Annotated in this window: 11 protein-coding genes; all 11 read left to right on the top strand. The window is 70.3% G+C overall.

The window, feature by feature from the left end; all coding sequences use genetic code 11:
* The first annotated feature begins 53 nt into the window (after nucleotides 1-53).
* The 11 genes from FHR33_RS17915 to FHR33_RS17865 all read left to right on the top strand — a co-directional run bounded on the left by FHR33_RS17915 (nucleotide 54) and on the right by FHR33_RS17865 (nucleotide 14,846).
* A complete protein-coding gene (locus tag FHR33_RS17915) occupies nucleotides 54-1,370 on the top strand; it encodes an ABC transporter substrate-binding protein (protein WP_183648874.1) in 1,317 nt (438 codons plus the stop codon).
* Nucleotides 1,371-1,608: 238 nt separating this feature from the next.
* Nucleotides 1,609-2,445 carry a carbohydrate ABC transporter permease gene (locus FHR33_RS17910; RefSeq protein ID WP_246452000.1) on the top strand — a complete coding sequence of 279 codons (837 nt, stop codon included), beginning with the start codon at nucleotides 1,609-1,611 and terminating at the stop codon, nucleotides 2,443-2,445.
* Nucleotides 2,442-3,275 (top strand): carbohydrate ABC transporter permease, encoded by an 834-nt coding sequence (locus FHR33_RS17905; RefSeq protein WP_221241141.1) that lies wholly within the window; start codon nucleotides 2,442-2,444, stop codon nucleotides 3,273-3,275. The genes FHR33_RS17910 and FHR33_RS17905 overlap by 4 nt, the downstream gene beginning before the upstream one ends.
* A gap of 20 nt (nucleotides 3,276-3,295) precedes the next feature.
* Nucleotides 3,296-4,279, top strand: coding sequence for a hydroxyacid dehydrogenase (locus FHR33_RS17900; protein WP_312895594.1), 984 nt, complete (start codon nucleotides 3,296-3,298; stop codon nucleotides 4,277-4,279).
* A gap of 96 nt (nucleotides 4,280-4,375) precedes the next feature.
* Nucleotides 4,376-7,228, top strand: coding sequence for a polysaccharide lyase family 8 super-sandwich domain-containing protein (locus FHR33_RS17895; protein WP_183648868.1), 2,853 nt, complete (start codon nucleotides 4,376-4,378; stop codon nucleotides 7,226-7,228).
* Nucleotides 7,229-7,249: 21 nt separating this feature from the next.
* Entirely contained in the window at nucleotides 7,250-9,343 is a 2,094-nt protein-coding gene (locus FHR33_RS17890) for a right-handed parallel beta-helix repeat-containing protein (RefSeq protein WP_183648865.1), read from the top strand.
* A 58-nt stretch (nucleotides 9,344-9,401) separates the two neighbouring features.
* Nucleotides 9,402-10,151 carry a hypothetical protein gene (locus tag FHR33_RS17885; protein ID WP_183648863.1) on the top strand — a complete coding sequence of 250 codons (750 nt, stop codon included), beginning with the start codon at nucleotides 9,402-9,404 and terminating at the stop codon, nucleotides 10,149-10,151.
* Complete coding sequence (locus FHR33_RS17880) at nucleotides 10,120-10,857, top strand: hypothetical protein (RefSeq protein WP_183648859.1); 738 nt, start codon at nucleotides 10,120-10,122, stop codon at nucleotides 10,855-10,857. Before FHR33_RS17885 ends, FHR33_RS17880 begins: the two co-directional genes overlap by 32 nt.
* Before the next feature lie 4 nt (nucleotides 10,858-10,861).
* Nucleotides 10,862-11,545 (top strand): nucleotidyl transferase AbiEii/AbiGii toxin family protein, encoded by a 684-nt coding sequence (locus tag FHR33_RS17875; protein ID WP_183648857.1) that lies wholly within the window; start codon nucleotides 10,862-10,864, stop codon nucleotides 11,543-11,545.
* 169 nt (nucleotides 11,546-11,714) lie between these two features.
* Nucleotides 11,715-13,436, top strand: a complete 1,722-nt coding sequence (locus FHR33_RS17870) for an ABC transporter ATP-binding protein (RefSeq protein ID WP_183648854.1) — start codon at nucleotides 11,715-11,717, stop codon at nucleotides 13,434-13,436.
* 414 nt (nucleotides 13,437-13,850) lie between these two features.
* On the top strand, nucleotides 13,851-14,846 hold the full coding sequence (locus tag FHR33_RS17865; protein WP_183648851.1) for a winged helix-turn-helix domain-containing protein: 996 nt from the start codon (nucleotides 13,851-13,853) through the stop codon (nucleotides 14,844-14,846).
* Nucleotides 14,847-14,929 lie beyond the last annotated feature (83 nt).

The raw sequence follows: 14,929 nt of genomic DNA, 5'->3' as shown, positions 1-14,929 counted from the left end.
CTTCGCTTTTGAGCGAATGATGCACTAGCGATCGGAAGCGATGAGGAGCAATCATGGAACGCAAGCGCGCCGCCGCCGGCATCTCCGGGATGCTGGCCGGCATCACCCTGCTCGCGGCCTGTGGGGGCGGCGGCAGCGAACCAACCGCCCCCGCGGCCGAGGGCGGCAAGCCCGCGGAGGTCACCTTCTGGGGTTGGGCCAAGGGCACCCAGGAGGTCGTCGACGCCTTCAACAAGTCGCACAAGGACATCCAGATCAGGTTCGAGGAGATCCCCTCGGGCAACGCGGGCGGCTACGCGAAGTTCTCCAACGCCGTGAAGGCGGGCAACGCCCCCGACGTGATGTCCATCGAGTACCCGCAGCTTCCCGACTTCGTCAACCAGGGCGCGCTGCAGGACATCACCGCCGACGTCGCCGACGTCAAGGGCAAGTACCCCGCCAGCGTCTTCAGCCTCGTCGAGCTCGGCGGCAGGACCTGGTCGGTGCCCATGGACGCGGCGCCGCAGGTCTTCTTCTACCGCAAGGACCTGTTCGAGAAGAACAAGATCGAGGTCCCGAAGACCTGGGACGACTTCAAGGCCGCCGCCGAGAAGGTCAAGAAGGCCTCCGACAAGGCGCGCATCGCCACCTTCTTCCCCGACGACCCGAGCGTCATCGCCGCCCTCGCCTGGCAGGCGGGCGGCAAGTGGTTCGGCACCGAGGGCGACGCGTGGAAGGTCGCCATCAACGACGAGGCCACCAGGAAGGTCGCCGACTACTGGCAGGGCCTGGTCAAGGACGACCTCGTCAAGGTGCAGCCCTCCTTCAGCCAGGAGTGGAACGCCGCCTTCGAGGACGACACCCTCTGGGGTTACGTCGGCGCCAACTGGGGCGCGGGCGTCATGAAGGGCAACCACGCGGGCCAGAGCGGCAAGTGGGCCATCGCGCCGATCCCGAACTGGGGCACCCCCGCCAGCGGCATGCTCGGCGGCACCACGTTCGGCGTCGCCAAGAACAGCAAGAACGCCAAGGCGGCGGTCGAGGTCATCAAGTGGCTGACCGGCTCACCCGAGGCGTGGACGGCCAGGCTGTCGTCCGGCACCTCCAGCGGCTTCCCCGCGATCGCGGACCTGGTGCCGGTGGCGGCCAAGAGCTTCGACGCCTCCTTCTACGGCGGGCAGGACATCTACGCGCTGTTCACCGAGTCGTACGGGACCATCCAGCCGGGCTGGACGTGGGGGCCGAGCATGGTGCAGACGCTCACCGCCTTCAAGGACGCCCTCGGCAAGGTGAGCACCGGCGGCACCACGCTGCCCGAGGTGCTGGAGACGGTGCAGACGGCGACGGTGAACGAGATCAAGGGGCGCGGGCTGAACGTGGCCCAGCCGTAACCCCCAACCTCCACCCGCCCGCTTTCCGTGAGCGGGGCGGGGTTCTTTCGAGGAGCGAACGGCTGGCCCTCCCCTGCGAAGGGGCGGGCCGGGTTCGGCGGCCGGCTTCCTGCGGGGAGCGGGGCCTGAGGTGACGGCGGTGCGGTACGGCGGGCCGTACCAGATCGGAGAGATGGAGATGACAGCAGAAACACAGGCGCGAGCCCCAGGGGACGCCTGGCGCAGGCGGGGAGCGATCATGCTCTTCGTCGGCCCGTTCTTCGCCCTGTTCGCCGCGGTCATCGTGGCCCCCCTGGCCTACGCCGTCTACCTGAGCCTGTTCAGCGAGAAGTCGTCGGGACTCGGGTTCGGCGGCGCCGAGACGGTCTTCGTCGGCCTCGGCAACTACCTCGACACGCTCGCGGACCGGGCCTTCACCGACGGCTTCCTGATCATCCTCGGGTACTGCCTGTTCTACATCCCGCTCATGATCGGCGGAGCTCTCGGCCTGGCCCTGCTGCTGGACTCCGGCCTGGCCAGGGCGAAGAAGTTCTTCCAGCTGGCGCTGTTCATGCCGCACATCGTGCCGGGCGTGATCGCCGGGCTGATCTGGCTCTACCTCTACCTGCCCGGCATCAGCCCCATCGTGGACCTGCTCGGCGGCGTCAACTTCCTCGGCGGCGACCAGGTGCTCGGCTCGGTGGTCAACATCGCGCTGTGGGAGTGGGTCGGCTACAACATGATCATCTACTTCGCCGCCCTCCAGGCCATCCCCGCCGAGGTGCTGGAGGCGGCGCGGATGGACGGCGCCGGTGCGATCAGGACCGCCCTGTCGGTGAAGGTGCCGCTGATCCGCGGCGCGGTGATCACCACAGTCCTGTTCACGATCATCGGCTCGCTGCAGCTGTTCACCGAGCCCATGGTGCTCGACAACGTCAGCGACGGCATCGTCAGCACCTGGACGCCGAACATGTACGCCTACAACGAGGCCTTCGGAAACAACGACTACGGCCAGGCGGGCGCCGCCTCGATCATCCTCGCGCTGCTGGCCGCCGTGCTCTCCTACGTCGTCACCAGGTGGGGTAACCGTCGATGAAGTGGATGTCGCGCGCGACGGTCAACATCCTGCTGACCGTCGCCACCCTCTACACGCTGCTGCCGCTGACGTGGCTGCTGTTCGCCTCGACCAAGTCGCTGTCGGACCTCTACTCCACGCCCGGCTTCGCCTTCGCCGACTTCAACCTGATCGCCAACATCCGGGCGGTCAGCGCGGAGAACGGCGGGATCTTCTTCCGCTGGTATCTCAACAGCGTCCTGTACGCCGGCGTGGGCGCGGCGGTGAGCTCCTTCATCACCATCATGTGCGGCTACGCCTTCGACAAGTACCAGTGGCTCGGCAAGGAGAAGATGTTCGGCCTGGTGCTGCTCGGCGTGCTGGTGCCGACCACCGCCACGGCGCTGCCGCTGTACCTGCTGGCCTCGAAGGTGGGCGTGGTCAACACCTTCTGGGCGGTCTTCATCCCCGTGCTGGTCCACCCCTTCGGCGTCTACCTGGCGCGCGTCCTGTCGTCGGGGTACGTGCCTGGCGAGGTGCTGGAGGCGGCCAGGTCGGACGGCGCGGGCGAGATCCGCACCTTCACTAGGGTCGCGCTGCCGATGCTGATGCCGGCCTTCGTGACGATCTTCCTGTTCCAGTTCACCGCGATCTGGAACAACTTCTTCCTGCCCCTGGTGATGCTCAACGACCAGAAGCTGTACCCGCTCAGCCTCGGCCTGTTCACCTGGGAGAAGCAGGGCAACGCCTTCCCCGAGTTCCACAGCCTGGTGATCACCGGATCGCTGCTGTCGGTGGTGCCGCTGCTGGTGGTCTTCATGTCGCTGCAGCGCTTCTGGAAGGCCGGGATGACGGCGGGCAGCGTCAAGTGAACGAGTTTTCGGGGGAGAACGTGAGAAGGCCCAAGACCCTGGTCGCCATGGGCAGGCCCGTGGCCACCAGACTGCTGAACGCCCAGGCGAGAAGCCGCCTGGCGATGATCGCCGACGTCGATCCCCACCTGGTGGTCGACGACTTCACCGGGGTGGACCTGTCGGCGGTGGAGGTGCTCTACACCTCGTGGGGCTGCCCGCCGGTGACCGCTGAGGTGCTGGCCTCGGCTCCGCGACTGCGGGCCATCGTGCACGCTGCGGGGTCGGTGAAGCACCACGTGACCGACGCGGTGTGGCAGCGCGGCATCGCGGTCTCCACGGCCGCCGACGCCAACGCCGAGCCGGTCGCGGAGTTCACACTCGCCTCCATCCTCTACGCCAACAAGCGGGTCATCGACATCGCCCGCGCCTACAGGTCGGAACGGGAGAACCAGGACTGGGACGCCCGGTTCCCCGGCTTCGGCAACTACCGCCGCACGGTCGGGATCGTCGGCGCCTCCAGGATCGGCCGCAGGGTGATCGAGCTGCTGCGCCCCTTCGACGTGGAGGTGCTGGTCAGCGACCCGTACCTGCGCGAGGACCTCGGCGTGACCAGGGTGGACCTGGACGAGCTGGTCACCCGCTGCGACGTGGTCAGCCTGCACGCGCCCGACCTGCCCGAGACCCACCACCTCATGGACGCCGCCCGCCTGGCGGGGATGCGCGACGGCGCCACCCTGATCAACACCGCCCGCGCCGCGCTGGTCGACCAGGACGCGCTGACCGCCGAGCTGGCCTCAGGGCGGCTCTACGCGATCCTCGACCACACCGAGCCGGAGATCCTGCCGACCGGCTCACCCCTGTACGACCTGCCGAACGTCCTGGTCACCCCGCACATCGCCGGATCGCTCGGCGGTGAGCTGGCCAGGATGGCCGATCTCGCCCTCGACGAATTGGCCCGTTACGCGCGCGGCCTGCCGTTCGAGCACGGCGTGGAACCCACGAGCTTGTCCCGCTCCGCCTGACCCCCCGCCCGACCGACTCCCGCCTCTCCGACACCCCCGGTCTGACCCCTGCCTGTCCGACACCTGCCCGTCTGACACCCGCCCGGAGGCACCCCCATGCTCCGACGTGCCCTGCTGTTAACGGTCGCCGCGGCGTCCGCCCTCTCGATGGCGGCCGTGCCCGCCGTCGCCGACCCCACCGCATCCGCCGCGCCCCCCGAGTCCACAGCGCCTGCCGTCTCTCCGGCCGCGACGCAGGCCGCCCCCGGCTTCGCCGCGCCGGTGCTGCGCTACCGCGAACTGCTGACCGGAGGCGCGGACGTGGATCCCGCCGACCCCGCCTACGCCGCCGCGCTCGCCCGCCTCGACGCCGAGGCCGACGCCCACCTGGCCACCCTCACCCCGACGGGCTGGGCCGACCTGCAGGGCGCCGACGGCAACACCGTGCACGCCGTCGCGCTGCGCCTGCAGTCCATCTCGCTGGCCTACGCCACCGTCGGCTCCAGGAGGTACGGCGACGCGCAGACCGCCGCCTCGGTGGTGCGCGCGCTGACCTGGATGCACGCCGAGCGCTACCGCCCCGGCAAGCCCGAGACGGGCAACTGGTACGGCTGGGAGATCGGCGCGCCGAACTACCTGCTGCACAACCTGGTGCTGCTCGGCGAGGCCGTGCCCGCCGAGCTGCGCGCGGGCCTGCTGGACGCGATCGGTCACTTCGTCCCCGACCCCGCCAGGCGCAAGGTTTCGGGCGTGCCCGAGGTCGGCGGCAACCTCGCCGACAAGGTCTCGATCACTGTACGGCGCGGCCTGCTCTCGGGCGACGCCGCGGTCACGACGATGGGCCGCGACAAGCTCGGCCCGGTCTTCGACCACGTCTCGAGCGGCGACGGCTGGTACCCCGACGGCTCCCTCATCCAGCACTTCTACTTCGCCTACACAGGCGGGTACGGCAACGCGCTGCTCGGCAGCACCGCCACCGTGTTCGCCCTGCTCGGCGGCACGCCGTGGGACCTGACCGACCCCGACAGGGGCAACGTCACGCGCTGGATCTTCGACGGCTTCGAGCCGGTGATGTTCCGCGGGCAGCTGCTCGCCAACGTGCGCGGCCGCGGCATCTCCAGGCCGCACGACAACGACTACGCGGTGGCGCGCTCGGCACTGGCCGCCATGACCGTGCTGGCCCAGGCCGCCTCGCCGGAGGACAGGCAGCGCATCGCCGCGCTGGTCGCCGAGCACGCGACCAGCGGCGGCTTCTACGAGACCGCGACCGTGGGGCAGATCGCCCTGGCCAGGCGGCTGACCGGCGGCGTGCCCCCGCGCGGCGACCTGACGCTCACCAAGGTCTACGCGGGCATGGACCGCTTCGTCCACCACCGCCCCGGCTACGCGTTCACGGTGGCGGGCCGCAGCAGCCGTGTCGGAGCCTACGAGGCGGGCAACAACGAGAACCTCCGGGGCTGGTACACCGGCGACGGCATGACCATGCTCTACAACGCCGACAGGACGCAGTACACCGACGGCTTCTGGCCCACCGTCGACTCCTACCGCCTGCCCGGCGTCACCAACGCCACCCGGGAGAGCTACCCGCGCACGGCGAAGGACACCGCCTGGTACGGCTTCCGCCAGAGCGACCCCCACACCGGCGGCGTCGCGCTCGGCGACCTGTCGGCATTCGGCATGCGCACCCAGGCCGAGCGCGACTACCACAGCAGGCAGCCCATCGACCTGACCGCCCGCAAGTCGTGGTTCACCTTCGGCGACACGATCGTGGCGCTCGGCGCCGACATCAGCGCCTCCAACGTGGCCGCCCAGACGACCGTGGAGAACCGGATGAACCCCGGCGAGGTGCGGACCGGCGAGGGCTGGATGCACATCGAGGGCACGGGGGGCTACCTCTTCCCCGAGGGGATGCCGCAGTCCAGGCGCGAGAGCCGTACCGGCAGGTGGTCGGAGATCGGGGTCCACGCCTCCGACGAGATCACCCGCGAGTACGAGACGGTCTGGTTCGACCACGGCGCCGCGCCGAAGCAGGCCTCCTACGCCTACTACGTGCTGCCGGGAAGCAGCGCGGAGGAGACGGCGGAGCTGGCCGCCAGGCCGAAGGTGCGCATCGCCGACAACAGCGCGCAGGTGCAGTCGGCGATCGAGGAGCGCGGCGCGAACTCCAGGCTCGCCGCCACCTTCTGGAGCTGCGCCACCGCCGCCTCCACGGTCAGGGCCTACGGCCCGGCCGAGGTCGCGATGCGGCAGGAGGGCTCGACGCTGGAGGTGGCCGTCTCCGACCCCACCTGGCGCCAGAGCCAGACGCTCGTGGAGATCGCCCGCACCGGCAGGGAGGTGATCAGCGCCGATCCCAGGGTCACGGTGCTGTCCACCTCGCCCACCATCAGGCTGGCCGTCGACACCGCCGGGGCGCTCGGCGCGGCGGTGACCGTCCAGGTGAAGGTGCGGCCGACCGCGCGGCCTCCACTGGCGGGGGCCGGCTGCGAGGGCAGCAGGGTGCGACCCGACGCCGACGCCTACGCGCGCGGCGGCGCCTACGCGGGCAGGAACTTCAACGGCCAGGGCCTGGTCGCCAAGACGGTCGCCGACCAGAGCTACGCCAGGCAGTCCTTCCTGCGTTTCGCCAGGCCGGAGGGAGAGATCAGCCTCGCCAGGCTGTGGCTGCGCGGCGCGATCGCCGACGCGGGAGGCACCAGCACCACGCTCACCCTCTACGAGGCGCCCGCAGGGTGGGAGGAGTCGACGCTCACCTGGGCCGGCAGGCCCGCGCTCGGCAGGGCGATCGGCGAGGTGACCATCACGGGCTCCACCCCCGCCTGGTACTCCATCGACCTCACCGCCCACCTGCGCGCGGGCGGCTCGACCAGCTTCGCGCTCGCGGGCCCTCCAGGCGTGGCCACCACCCTCGCCGCCCAGTTCGCCGACAGGGAGACCCCCGACGGCGCGCCCTATCTGCAGGTGTTCTGACCCCCCTCCGAGAGAGAGAACATGCGCATCAGACAACGACTGGCTCTGGTCGGGGCGCTCGTCGCCCTGAGCGGTGGACTGGCGGCCCCCGCCTACGCCGCCCCCGCCCGCACCTTCTTCGTCGACTGCCAGGCGTCGGACGGCGGTTCGGGGCGCAGCGCCTCCGCTCCGCTCAACAGCCTCGCCGCGGTCAACGCGATCGAGCTGAGGGCCAAGGACAAGGTCAGGTTCAGGGCGGGCACGGTCTGCGCCGGAAGGCTGGAGCCGATCGGCTCGGGCAGCGCCGAGCACCCGATCACCTTCACCTCCTACGGCGAGGGCCCCAAGCCGATCATCCAGGGCGACGGCGGCGAGTGGGCCGTCCACCTGGTCGACAACAGCCACCTCACCATCGAGAAGCTGCACATCACCAACCCCGCGCCGGCGACCGCCAAGCGGACCGGCATCCAGTACAACTCGACCACGCGCGAGCCCAAGGCCGGGCTCGTCCTGCGCGACCTGGAGATCTCCGACGTCGCGGGCTGGGGCAACAAGACCGGCGCCAACTCCGCCTGGTTCGCCTACTCCGCGGGCATCAGCATCCAGGCGCTGCCCGAGGGCAAGGTCGGCTACCTCGACGGCATCACCATCACGGGCAACTACATCCACGACACGGGCGGCGGCGGCATCAAGATCAGCCGCAAGGGCACCGACTACCACAAGAACGTCTACATCGCCCGCAACACCATCCGCGAGGTCGGCGGCGACGGCATCGTCGTCCATGCCTCGGACAAACCGCTGATCGAGCACAACCTGTTCGACGAGGGCGGCGCGGGCAAGTACCCCTACGTCGACGGCAACTTCGCCGGCATGTGGCCGATCAACTCGGTCGACCCCGTCTTCCAGTACAACGAGGTCACCAGGCAGCGGCCGACGATCTACGACTCCACCGCGTGGGACTGCGACGGCGGCATCAAGGGCACCTGCGTCTACCAGTACAACTACTCCCACGACAACGCGGGCGGCTTCTACCTGGGCTGCCAGAGCTGCACCGAGTTCCCGAACCACAAGGCGACCGCCATCCTGCGCTTCAACATCGCCCAGGACGACTGCCGTATCGCGGGCAACGCGGCGGGCGACAACACCAGCCCGCTGTGGATCCACAACAACACCTTCTTCTGCTCCTCGCAGAAGGTGGACTGGGCGGTGCCGACCGGCAGGTCCACGATCGCCAACAACATCATCTACGCGCCCTCGGGCACCCTGCCGCAGGCCGCGGGCATCACCTACGACTCCAACCTCTACTACGGCGGCGTGAGCGCGCCCGCCTCCGACGCCAAGGCGATCACGGCCGACCCGGGGCTGGCCGCTCCCGGCACCGCCACGGGCCACGGCGACGTCGAGGGCTACAAGCTGCTGGCTGGCTCGCCCGCCCTCGGCTCAGGCTCCCTGGTGGAGGGCGTGGGCGAGCGCGACTACTTCGGCAACCCGGTCTCGGGCTCCGTCTCGCGCGGCGCCTACAACGGGCCCGCCGTGCCGCCGGTCGTCCACGACTCGATCGAGAAGGCCTACAACAACGTCGGCGTCAGTTCCGACCTCAACCCCAACACCGGCGGCTTCTCGACCTCGGGACGCAGCTACTCCGGCCAGGGGCTGGAGAAGGCCGGCCTGGTGCCGGGCAGGACGGTGAACGTGCTCGGCGCCGACTTCGTGTGGCACCCCCGCGCGTACGGCTGGACCGACAACGTCAAGGCCGCGGGCCAGACGATCAGGCTGGAGGGCCAGGGCGCCAAGCTGGTGTTCCTGGGCGCGGGCGGCTTCAAGGTCAGGTCGGGCGACTTCACCGTCACCTACACCGACGGCACCAAGCAGACCAGCACCGTCCTGTTCGGCGACCAGTGGGACGCGACCGCGCCCGCGGGCGGCGTCGTGGTGGCGCGCGCGACCTACCACAACCGCACGCAGACCAGCTACAGGAACCCGGCCACCGGGCAGACGACGGAGTCGGGCGTGTCGGTGTTCGGCTACGCGGTGCCGCTCGATCCCGCCAAGACCGTCGCCACGGTGACCTTCCCGCAGGGCAGCCCGCTGGCCGACGCCGGTTTCCACGTGTTCGACATGAAGATCGCGAGCTGATCCGATGAGGAGCGCCCCGCCCAGGACGTCCAGGACCGCTTTCCGCAGGAGCGGGCTCGTGTGGATCGGCGCGGCGGTCGCGACCGCCGCTGTGGTCCTGGGCGTGGCGCTGTTCCACGGCGGTCCTTCCGCCGAGGAGCCCCAGAGCCTGCCGGCCTCGGCCTCCGTCGCGGAGGTCCTGGCCGTCGGGCCCGGCGACACCGTCACCTCGTTCGAAGGCGAGCCGGTGACGGGGGCCGAGGTGCTGCGCGCGGCCGAGAGCGTCCGCGCCGAGGTCATCTCCACCTTCACCCGGTACGGCACGCCGCTCGGCCCCGGTTTCTGGGACCGCCCCCACGACGGACTCACCCCTCGCCGGCAGCTGAGGGAGCGGGCCGTCGGCGCCGCCGTGCTCGACAAGGCCAGAAGGGTGTGGGCGCGGGAGGCGGGCCTGCTGACCGACGTCAGCGAGCAGGGCTTCCAGCGCGAGCTCGCCCAGGAGAACGGCGAGCGGGCCGCCGCGGCGGCAGGGGGCAGGCCGCTGCCCGGCGTGCCCTCCTACGACGAGCACACCTACGCGCGGGTGCGGGCGGCCGAACTCGACTCCGCGCTCAGCAAGATCTACGCCGGCGGACTCGATCTCTCGGAGGCGCGGCTGCGCGAGCAGTACAGGATCATGGCAGGTCAGGGCGCGCCGCCGTTCGAGAAGGCTCGCGACAACGTGCGACAGGCGCTCGTCCTGCGGGAGTACCGCACGGCGCTCGAGGCCCGTGCTGGGTACCCTGGCATACACGTACATGGGGGACTGGATACAGACACGCATCGTTGAATCGGGACGGCTGCCGCTGTTCTGCTTCTTCGTCGCGCTCATCGTCGCCTTCGTCGCCACCCGCATCAACGTCAGGCTCATCCGCGCCAAGGTCGGCTGGTTCCGCAACATCAGCGTCGGCGAGATGCACATCCACCACGTGGTCTTCGGTGTGGTGCTCATGCTGGTCGGCGGGGTCAGCGGGCTGGTCGCCTCGGGCTCGGCGGTGGCGGCCGCCGTCTTCGGCATCGGCGCGGCCCTCGTGCTCGACGAGTTCGCGCTCATCCTCCACCTGCACGATGTGTACTGGGAGGAGGAGGGGCGCACCTCCGTCGACGCCGTCTTCGTGGCCATCGCGGTCACCGGGCTGCTGTTGACCGGTCTGCGCCCCCTGACCTGGGAGTTCGGCGGATTCGCGCCGTGGTGGCTGCTGCTGGGCAACCTGATGCTCGCGGTGGTCACGCTGCTCAAGGGCAAGATCTGGACGGGTCTGGCCGGTCTGTTCCTGCCGCCGCTGCTGATCGTCGGCGCGCTACGGCTGGCCAGGCCGGGCTCGCCGTGGGCGCACTGGTTCTTCGCCACCAGGTCCCCGCGCAAGATGGCCACCGCGCTGCGCCGCGAGGAGCGCTGGAGACGGCCGGTGATCAGGGTGAAGATCGCGGTTCAGGAGTTCGTCTCGGGGCGGCACGACCTGCCCTCGACGAGGAAGCGGCGTGGCCATAATTGAGGGCATGAGCCTGTTTCCGCCGTTCCACGCACGGCTCGTCGAGGCGACAGAGGGCGTGCGGGAGCGCCACGGCCTGCTGCTGGCGGGCGGATACGCGCTGCGCGCCCACGGGCTCACCGCCAGGCCCAGCCGTGATCTCGTCTTCGCGACGGCGGTCCAGACCCCGATGCCCGAGATCGCCGCGGATGTCGCCGCCGCGCTGCACGACGCCTTCCCTGTGAGCGTGCGCGAGGTGGGCGAGCGCATGGCGCGCCTGGTCGTCACGGACGAGGCGGGCGACCTCACGAGCGGGTTCGAGCTGCTCAGGGAGGCGCTCAGGAACCGTCCCGAGCGGCTGGAGGGCTGCCAGGTCGTCGGGCAGGACGACGCGGTCGGGCTCAAGGTGCGCGCCCTGCACGGACGCGGCCTGCCCAAGGACTTCGTCGACGTCGCCGCGGCCGCGGACCTCTACTCCTTCCGCGAGCTGGAGCGGCTGGGGGCCGCCCACGAGGAGCAGTGGCGGCTCGAGGAGCTCGTCCACCGGCTCGAGAGCGTGGACCTGCTGGCCGACGAGGCCTTCGAGGTCGACGAAGACCATCTCCATGACATCAGGCGCTTCGCCTACGCGTGGGTGGAGGAGATCAAGCTGCGCCGCGCCGACGACGGCGACACCGAGCGCGACGACCCGGACGTCCCCGTCGTCGACTGAGCCGCTCAGCGTCAACTCTAGTTGACATACTTTGGTCGTCAATTTAGGTTGACGGGTGCGGATCTCGCTCGCTCGTACGTTGCAGAATCAGGGGAATGTGGGTGATCTCCCCGAGTGCGGGCGGCTGAGCCGTCACACACGATGTCAAGGTGACGCGGACGGAGACACAGTGAGCGGCGAGTCATCCCTCAAGGTCCTGGCGGCCTATGTCAAGCCTCACAGAGGCATTCTGGTCGCGGGCGGTCTGCTGGGGCTGGTCGGCTCGGCCGCGGGCCTGGCGATGCCGCTGCTGGCCAAGTACGTGGTGGACGCCTTCGGCGAGAACAGCTCCATGGCGGGGCCGTTACTCGGGCTGACGATCGCCGTGCTGGTCGGCGCGGTCGTCTCGGCGGGCGGCACGTACCTGATGGAGCGCACGGGCGAGGGCATCGTGCTCGGCGCCAGGCGCAGGCTCGTCGACAGGATGCTCAGGCTGAAGGTCGCCGACGTCGACCGGTTGAAGCCGGGCGACCTGCTGTCCAGGGTCACCGGCGACACGACGCTGCTGCGGTCGGTGCTGACCAACGGCATCGTCGACTCGATCGGCGCGGTGTTCATGCTCATCGGCGCGATCGTGATGATGGCGCTGATGGACGGCGTGCTGCTGCTGGTCACCCTGCTGGTCGTGGTCGTGATCGGCGGCATGACCGCGCTGGTCATGCCGCGCATCCAGAAGGCCCAGCACCAGGCGCAGGAGGCCGTCGGCGAGATGGGCGCGGTGCTCGACAGGGCGCTGCAGGCCTTCCGCACGGTCAAGGCGAGCGGCGCGGAGGAGCGTGAGGTCGAGGTCGTCGGGGCGGCGGCCGAACAGGCTCGCGACAGAGGGCTGCAGGTGGCGGGGTGGACCTCGCTGGCAGGGGTCTCGACCTGGATGGCGGTGCAGATCGCCTTCCTGTGCGTGCTGGCCGTCGGCGGCGCCAGGGTCGCCTCCGGCGCGCTGGAGGTCTCGGGCTTGATCGCCTTCCTGCTGTACCTGTTCTACCTGGTCGCCCCCATCGGGCAGCTGGTCGAGGGCGCGGTGCAGTTGCAGAACGGCCTGGCCGCGCTCAGGCGCATCCGCGAGATCGAGGACCTTCCCGGCGAGCCCGTCAGCCTCGCCGCGCCGGTCGGCAGCGACCCCGTGGGCGTGCGCTTCGAGGACGTGGTGTTCAGGTACGGCGATGACCGCGCCCCCGTCCACGACGGGGTGAGCTTCGAGGTGCCGCCTGGCGGGCTGACCGCGCTGGTGGGGCCGTCGGGAGCGGGCAAGTCCACGGTGTTCGCGCTGATCGAGCGTTTCTACGAGCACCAGGAGGGGCTGATCACGGTCGGCGGCAGGGACATCCGCGACTGGCCGCTCGGCGAGCTGCGCGCCACGCTCGGCTACGTCGAGCAGGACGCGCCCGTGCTGGCGGGGACGCTGCGCGAGAATTTGCTGTTCGCCGCGCCCGAGGCCACCGAGGAGGACCTGCGAAGGGCGCTGACCCGCACCCGTCTCGACGACCTCGTCTCCAGGCTCCCCGAGGGGCTGGAGACGGCGGTCGGCCACAGGGGCGTGCTGCTGTCGGGCGGCGAAAGGCAGCGCGTGGCGATCGCCAGGGCGCTGCTGCGCAGGCCGAGGCTGCTGCTGCTCGACGAGGCCACCTCGCAGCTGGACGCGGTCAACGAGCTGCGGCTGCGCGAGGTCATCGCCGAGGTGGCGGCGGAGACGACCGTGCTCGTGATCGCGCACCGCCTGTCGACGGTCACCAACGCCGACAGGATCGTGGTCATGGAGTCAGGCGGCGTGCGCGCCGTGGGAACGCACGAGGAGCTGGTGGGCGGGGACGACCTCTACCGCGAGCTGGCCGCCACGCAGTTCCTGGTCTCCTGACAAGCCCTGACAGGCACTTCGCTGCGTTTGTCCCCCATGTGAGTCAAACGAGTGGCAACGGCCGCTGCGTCTCCGCCTCGGCCGTCATCGAGCCTGGCGACGACGAGGCGGTCCGCGTGACGCCCGGCTTCCACTGCTGATCGGCCACCGGCGGGCCGGCGATCGGCGTCGTACGGTCTGCGCGACCCGCGCGGGCCGTACGGCCGCTGGAGGCTCCCCTGTCAATGCCTCCAGTTGCCGTTGTCCTCGACCGTGCGAACGCCCCCTCAGGCGAGATCAAGTCCAGCACTTCGCCGGGCGAAGTGTCATGCACTTTCGTCCTCACCCGAATGACGCAGCTATAGCGGCACATGTCGGACCGATATCCATGGCCCGTTCAGGCTTTTGCAAGCGCGCGCCGTAAGACTGCGCCACATGGCGGGCGGCATACTGCGCATCATCTTCACCAGTGACGATCTCGCGCGCGTGCGCGTGGCCTCCAGAGCGGACCCGATGTGGGAGATGGTGGCCAGCCTGCACAGATTCCAGGCCGGCGACGGAGGCGCGGTGATCGCGGGATGGCGGCGCAGGGCGCGCGCCAGGCTGGCCGAGGCGGGTCTCCTGCGCGACGTGCGCAGGCTGCTGGTGCCACTGGCGCCGCGCGCGGCCTACTTCCCCGACTTCCTCACCCCGATCGAGGCCCAGCAGGGCACGGACGACGGCATCCAGGCCATCCTCGACACGCCGCGCACCAGGGTGCGGCGCGAGCTCGACCGGCTGCGCGCGGGGCACGGCCTGCCCGCGCACCTGGAGGACCTGGCCAGTGACACGAGGGCCATGCGCCAGGTGGCGAACGTCGCGGCCGGCTACGTCCGGGTCGCGCTGGGCGAGCACTGGCCCGCGGTGGAGCGGACGGTCAGCCAGGACAGGGGCACCAGGGTCCGCCACCTGGCCGAGGGCGGCGTCGAGACCATGCTGAGCGGGCTGGGGCCGGCGATGCGCTGGCGGGCCCCGGTGCTGGAGGTCGACTACCCGGCGGGCGACAGGGAGTTGCGGCTGCGAGGGCGCGGGCTGACACTCATCCCCTCCTACTTCTGCAGGACCGCCCCCGTCACGCTCGCCGACCAGAGCCTGCCACCCGTGCTGGTCTATCCGGTGCCGCGCAAGGACGTGCCTGAACGCGTGAACGAGGGTGACGCGCTCGCCGAGCTGCTGGGCAGGACCAGGGCCGAGGTGCTGCGGTGCGTGGCGCTGGCGCCCGGATGCAGCACCACGGAGCTGGCCAGGCGGGCGGGCGTGCCCGCTTCGAGCGCCAGCGAGCACGCGCGGGTGCTGCGGCAGGCGGGCCTCATCGCCAGCATCCGCCACGCCAATCTGATGCTCCACCAGGTGACCGAATCGGGCGACGGCCTCCTGCGCGGCTCCGGCTGACCGCACCCTGCAGGGGAGGCGCCTTGGGGTGAGTGGCGGGTCGATGTACTCTTCGGGTGACATAGATGAATATGTTCATTCAG

Origin of the sequence: Nonomuraea dietziae (assembly GCF_014195505.1) — a bacterium.
In the GTDB taxonomy this organism is placed as follows: Bacteria; Actinomycetota; Actinomycetes; order Streptosporangiales; family Streptosporangiaceae; genus Nonomuraea; species Nonomuraea roseola.
This window is presented reverse-complemented; position numbering and strand designations above follow the sequence as displayed.

What these genes read in the sequence shown, in the direction of transcription:
- FHR33_RS17915 (WP_183648874.1), top strand. Translation starts at nt 54, where the DNA reads ATGGAACGCAAGCGCGCCGCCGCCGGCATCTCCGGGATGCTGGCCGGC.
- FHR33_RS17910 (WP_246452000.1), top strand. Translation starts at nt 1,609, where the DNA reads ATGCTCTTCGTCGGCCCGTTCTTCGCCCTGTTCGCCGCGGTCATCGTG.
- FHR33_RS17905 (WP_221241141.1), top strand. Translation starts at nt 2,442, where the DNA reads ATGAAGTGGATGTCGCGCGCGACGGTCAACATCCTGCTGACCGTCGCC.
- FHR33_RS17895 (WP_183648868.1), top strand. Translation starts at nt 4,376, where the DNA reads ATGCTCCGACGTGCCCTGCTGTTAACGGTCGCCGCGGCGTCCGCCCTC.
- FHR33_RS17890 (WP_183648865.1), top strand. Translation starts at nt 7,250, where the DNA reads ATGCGCATCAGACAACGACTGGCTCTGGTCGGGGCGCTCGTCGCCCTG.
- FHR33_RS17880 (WP_183648859.1), top strand. Translation starts at nt 10,120, where the DNA reads ATGGGGGACTGGATACAGACACGCATCGTTGAATCGGGACGGCTGCCG.
- FHR33_RS17875 (WP_183648857.1), top strand. Translation starts at nt 10,862, where the DNA reads ATGAGCCTGTTTCCGCCGTTCCACGCACGGCTCGTCGAGGCGACAGAG.
- FHR33_RS17865 (WP_183648851.1), top strand. Translation starts at nt 13,851, where the DNA reads ATGGCGGGCGGCATACTGCGCATCATCTTCACCAGTGACGATCTCGCG.